Below are 5415 nucleotides of genomic sequence, written 5' to 3'. Positions count from 1 at the left end.
CCGTCCCGACCCTCCACCAACAGATCCCACAGATCATCCGGAGAACCCACCCCACCCGGATAACGACACGCCATCCCCACCACCGCGATCGGTTCACCGTCGGCCCTGCGTTCGGCGGCGGCGAGCCTTTTGCGTGCGTCGCGCAAGTCGGCTGTCGCCCGGCGCAGATACTCGAGAAGTTTTTCCTCGTTACTCACCGAGCATGCCCTCCTGTGTCATGACGTGGCAGCGGACTGCGGACCCGAACGGAATGTGGAGACGAAGAATGGGGCCGCTCGGAAAATTACGGTGCAGACCGGCGGCTGCCCACCCCTTAGTGTTGGCCGGGGTCCCCACATTCCAGCCCCTGTCCACCCCGCACACCCCAGAGCGATCGACCGGGCCCCGGTCCGCCGCAAGGGGCGGGTAAGGGGCAGTTGAGGCGGCTCGTACCCGTCTTCGCCTGCGGTTCGTGGTACCGGATCGCTCCACGTCGCCGGGCCGCCGGCCGCTCCGGTCCGGTGGGCCGGTGCCTTCATAGGGGCAGATAGGGGTACTGGTTCGCACCGGTCGGGGCTAGCGTCGACGCCCTGGGACGGCTTCCTGCCGGGCACATGGGCGGGTGACCGTTCCGTACCTCCGCTCCGCTCCGCCCATTCCGTTCCCGTACGGTCACCTCCGGTCGGTCTCTCCGGTCCTCCCGGGGCTGTCCGCGGGCGGCCCCATGGTCCGGTGGCAGTGCGGTACGGCGGCCTCGACCGAGGCGTCCACCCAACGCGTCCGAACCGGAGTCACCATGTGGGATGAGCAGTTCGAAACCCTTCTGCGCAAGCAGTTGTCCTTCCTTCCGCCGGACGAACCGATCACCGGAGACACTCAGTTGCGGGACTACGGGCTGGACTCGCTCGGGATGGTCGAGCTCCTGGCCGGTCTCGAAGCCGCCTACGACGTCCACTTCCGTGACGAGGCACTCTCGCTGGAGATCTTCGAGACCCCGCAGCTTCTCTGGGACGCGCTGCAGGGTCTGCGCTGAGGACAGGGCCTCATGCATCCCGCCTCGGCGCTGCGGCTCCACGAGGGTGACCTGGCGCGGCTGGAGACTCTGGCCCGGATGTCGACCGCCCCGGCCGGACTCGTCCGGCGCGCGCGGATCGTTCTGCTCGCCGCCGAGGGCGCCTCGAACACCGATGTCGCCGCCCGGCTGAGGGTGTCCCGGCCGACGGTGATCAAGTGGCGCGGCCGTTACGAGGATGCGGGCATCGAGGCGTTGGGCGACCTGCCCCGCCCCGGGCGGCCGTCCACGGTCGACGAGGCCGCGGTGCTGGTCACCACCCTCGCGCACGGCGGCAAACCTCCTGCCCGACTTGACGCGCCGTACTGGTCGTCGCGGCTGCTCGCCGCCGAGTTGGGGATCGCGCACTCCACCGTGTCCCGGGTGTGGCGCAAGTGGGACGTCCGGCCGCGGCGGCCGGAGTCCTTCCGGCCGCCCGCGGAACCGCCCCTGAGCCCCGGATCCCATCGATCGGTCGTAGGCGTCTGTCTCGCGCCACCGTGGCAAGCGGTCGTCCTGCGGGCGGACGAGCGGTCCGGGCCCTGGGCCGAGGACCGTCTCCGGCCCCTGGCCGTCGACCGGTCAAGGCCCGCAGCCGGCCGGGCGCCCGCACTCGACGTTCTTCGCGGCTTTCTGGACACGGTCGCCCAGGCCCATCCGTACGCGCGGCTCCAGATCCTGATGGACGGGGCCTCCCCTGCGTACGCCAGGGGCCTGGGGGCGTGGCAGACGAGGCATCCACGGGTCACCCTGCATCGCGCGGCCGCCACGTGTTCCTGGTCCGAGCTCATCGAAGTACTCATCGCGGTCAGCAGCGGCTCTGCCCTGCGCTCGGCCACCTTCGAGGCCGATCCCTCGCTGAGCGGGTCGTTGCGCGCCCTCGTCGAGGCCCGTCTCGGCCCACGGCGCGACCCGCTCGCCCCGGTGCCGCCGGGCGGAGGCCCCGCGGGCGGTGATCGCCGGTCCACCTCATCCATCCACCGCCACCCCGGGACTCCCCATGGACCAGACGTCGGCCCACGCCCTCTATGACCGATTCCTGCGTGGTCTCGCCCGATCGCCCCACGGTGTCGCGATCCGCGCGGGTGATCGCTCGCTCACCTACACGGAACTGTACGACCGGGCACTGACCTGGGCCGGCTCGCTCCTGGCCGGGCTGCCCGAGCGTCCGGCCGCGGTCGGTGTGCTCGCGGCGAAGGGCGTCGACGCCTACACGGGCATCCTGGCGTGCCTGCTCACCGGTGTGACGATGGTGCCACTGCAGCCGTCCTTCCCCGTGCTGCGCACACGTCAGATGCTCGAAGCCGCAGGGGTGCAGGCGCTGATCGTGGACGGTGATGCCGCCTCGGCGCTTGCGCGGCTGCGGGCGGACGGGGTCGCACTGCCCGCGCTGCTGGAAGGCGGCGACGCCTCCGGCGGCAGCTCCGGTGACGGGCAGGTGATCGCACCGGATCCCGCGCTGCGGCTGCCGCGTCCGTGTGCCGTCGAGCCGGACGACATCGCGTACGTGCTGTTCACGTCCGGCTCGACGGGCCGGCCCAAGGGTGTGCCGGTGACCCAGGCCAACGGAGCCCACTACTTCGGGCTATTGGACGCACGTTACGACTTCGGCCCCGACGACGTGTTCTCGCAGAACTTCGATCTGAACTTCGACTGTGCCTTCTTCGACCTGTTCTGCGCGTGGGGTGCGGGCGCCACGCTGGTCGCCGTTCCGGCGAGCGCGTACCTGAACCTGCCGCAGTTCGTCACGGAGCAGGGCATCACGGTGTGGTTCTCCACGCCCAGCGTGATCAGCCTGATCCGGCGGACCGGCGGGCTGGGCGACGGGGAGTTGCCCTCATTGCGGTGGAGCTTCTTCGCCGGCGAGGCGGTGACGATCCGGGACGTGGAGGACTGGCAGCTGGCCGCGGCGAAGTCGTCGGTGGAGAACCTGTACGGGCCCACGGAGCTGACCATCACCATCACGCACCACCGCTGGTCTCCCGAGGAGTCGGCGCGGATCGCCACCGCGGGTGTCGTGCCGATCGGCCGGGTCCATCCGGGCCATGCGTGGCTGATGACGGACGAGAACGGTGAACCGCACGGGGAGGAAGGCGAGTTGTGCATCGCCGGTCCGCAGCTCACGGCCGGGTATCTCGACCCCGCCGACGACACCGGCCGGTTCCTGGTCCACGAGGGCCTGCGCTACTACCGGACGGGCGACCGGGTCCGGCAGGCCGAGGGCGGCGAGCTGCTGTACCTGGGCCGGCTGGATCAGCAGGTCCAGGTGCGCGGGGTGCGGGTCGAGCTGGCGGAGATCGACGAGGCGCTGCGCGGCTGCCCCGGGGTGGAGGACGGGGTGGCCGTGCCGGTGCGGTCGGGCGAGAGCGTCGAGCTGGTGGCCTTCCATACCGGCAAGGCCGTCGCCGCGGTGACCCTGGCACGCGAGCTGAGCCGCCGGCTCCCCAGGGCCGTGGTCCCGCGGCACTTCTTCCACACGGCTCAGTTCCCGCTCAACCCGAATCGCAAGATCGACCGAAGGGCGCTGATCCGTCTGGCCGAGGAACGGCTCGGCGGCGGGCTCTGAAGCCTCGGGAAAGCAGCAGGCGACCGAATCGAGCGCCGCGATGAGTACGCAACACGCATAGCGTACGTGATACGCTCAGCGTGTTACGTACACAGGGAGTCCGGACGCGCAGGAAGGCATGGACGTTTGCCATGACAGAAATCAAGCCCCGGGCGGGGCTCAAGGAATGGCTCGGTCTCGTGGTGATCGTCCTGGTCACCCTGCTGATCGCCGTTGACATCTCGGTACTGGGCTTCGCCATCACGCCCATCAGCGAGTCACTGAAGCCGAGCGCCACCCAGCTGCTGTGGATCATGGACATCTACAGCTTCGTACTGGCCGGCGCGCTGATCACGATGGGCTGGGTGGGCGACCGGTTCGGCCGCCGGAAACTGCTGATCGCGGGTGCGGCGGTCTTCGGCGTCGCCTCCGCACTGGCCGCGACGGCCGACAGCGCGGAGATGCTCATCGGCGCGCGGGCGCTGCTCGGCCTCGGTGCGGCGACCCTGACTCCGACGTCGCTCGCCCTGATCCGCAACATGTTTCAGGACTCCGCCCAGCGCAAGACCGCCATCGCCGCGTGGAGCGGCACGCTCGCGACGGGTGCCGCCATCGGCCCGATCGTCGGCGGTCTGATGCTGAACAACTTCTGGTGGGGTTCGGTCTTCATGATCAATACCCCGGTCATGGTGCTGGTGCTCGTCCTGGCCCCGATCCTGCTGCCGGAGCGACGCGACCCCTCGCGCGGCAAGCTCGACGTGCTCGGCGCTCTGCTGTCGATGGCCGGAATCATGCCGTTCATCTACGGCCTCAAGGAGCTGGTCGTCGACGGCTACAGCCGTAACGCCATGATCTGGGCCGTGGTGGGCGCCGTTCTGCTCGTCGCCTTCGTCCAGCGCCAGCGCACGACGGCCTACCCGCTGATCGACATCTCCCTGTTCCGCTACGGCGGCTTCACCGGCTCGATCATCACCAACCTCATGGTGATGTTCTCGTTCATGGGCGTCAGCATCCTCACCAACCAGTACATGCAGATGGTGCTGGGCCTGACCCCGTTCCGTGCGGCTCTGTGGTCGCTCGCGGTACTGCCGGCCATCGGGATCGCGGTCGGTGTCGTCTCGACGCTGTCCCGCAAGGTCAAGCCCGTCTACCTCGTCACCAGCGGCATGCTGGTGATCGCGATCGGCTTCGCCGTCCTGAGCCGGCTCACCGTGGAGTCGAACATCGCGGTGCTGCTGGTGGGCGTGGGACTGATGGCAGCCGGCATGACGGCCTCCAAGACGCTGACGGCGGAGATCGTGGTCACCTCCGCGCCGAAGGAGCACGCCGGTTCGTCCACGGCCACCTCGGAGACCTTCACCGAGTTCGGCAGCGCGTTCGGCTTCGCCGTCATCGGCAGCATCGGATCCGCGGTGTACCGCAGCGACATGAACGCGGCGAACCCGGCCGGACTCGGCGGGGAGGCGCTGGCAGCTGTACGCAACACCATCGGCGGCGCCGCCAACGTGGCAGCGCAGCAGCCGTCCGCGATCGGCGCCGAACTCATCACCACCAGCCGCGAGGCCTTCACCCACGGTCTCCAGATCGCCGCACTGTCCGGGGTGGGCGCCATGCTGGTGGTGGCCGCGATCGTCGCTCTGCTGCTGCGCAAGGTACCGATCGAGACGGGCGAGCCGGTGGACCCGTACGACATCGACGCGCCTGCGACCGTGCCGGCCGCCGATCGGATGCAGCCCACCGCGGGCTGAATCCGGCCGCCCGGCCACGCACAGGACAGTGGGCCCCACACCGACCGCGGCCCGCGGGGTGACCGGTCTGCGCTGGACGAACCGGACCCAGC

General features: G+C 69.9%; 5 protein-coding genes. 4 read left to right on the top strand and 1 reads right to left on the bottom strand.

Going from position 1 to position 5415, the window contains the following annotated elements; genetic code table 11:
- On the bottom strand, positions 1-197 hold a 197-nt coding region (locus AB0D53_RS41510), incomplete at its 3' end, for a polyketide synthase docking domain-containing protein (protein ID WP_362454709.1).
- A gap of 578 nt (positions 198-775) precedes the next feature.
- Here AB0D53_RS41510 and AB0D53_RS41505 point away from each other — a divergent pair.
- From AB0D53_RS41505 to AB0D53_RS41490, 4 genes are all read left to right on the top strand, one after another.
- Positions 776-1012, top strand: a complete 237-nt coding sequence (locus AB0D53_RS41505) for an acyl carrier protein (RefSeq protein WP_329813469.1) — start codon at positions 776-778, stop codon at positions 1010-1012.
- A 12-nt stretch (positions 1013-1024) separates the two neighbouring features.
- The gene (locus AB0D53_RS41500) at positions 1025-2062 is read left to right on the top strand and encodes a helix-turn-helix domain-containing protein (RefSeq protein WP_362454706.1); all 1038 of its coding nucleotides are present in this window, start codon (positions 1025-1027) and stop codon (positions 2060-2062) included.
- Positions 2031-3596 carry an AMP-binding protein gene (locus AB0D53_RS41495; protein WP_362454704.1) on the top strand — a complete coding sequence of 522 codons (1566 nt, stop codon included), beginning with the start codon at positions 2031-2033 and terminating at the stop codon, positions 3594-3596. Before AB0D53_RS41500 ends, AB0D53_RS41495 begins: the two co-directional genes overlap by 32 nt.
- Positions 3597-3727: 131 nt before the next feature.
- Positions 3728-5323, top strand: coding sequence for an MFS transporter (locus AB0D53_RS41490; RefSeq protein WP_362454702.1), 1596 nt, complete (start codon positions 3728-3730; stop codon positions 5321-5323).
- Positions 5324-5415 lie beyond the last annotated feature (92 nt).

It is taken from the genome of Streptomyces sp. NPDC048295 (genome assembly GCF_040652135.1).
In the GTDB taxonomy this organism is placed as follows: Bacteria; Actinomycetota; Actinomycetes; order Streptomycetales; family Streptomycetaceae; genus Streptomyces.
The sequence above is the reverse complement of the archived record's forward strand: the minus strand, read 5'-3'. Positions and strand labels throughout refer to the sequence as shown.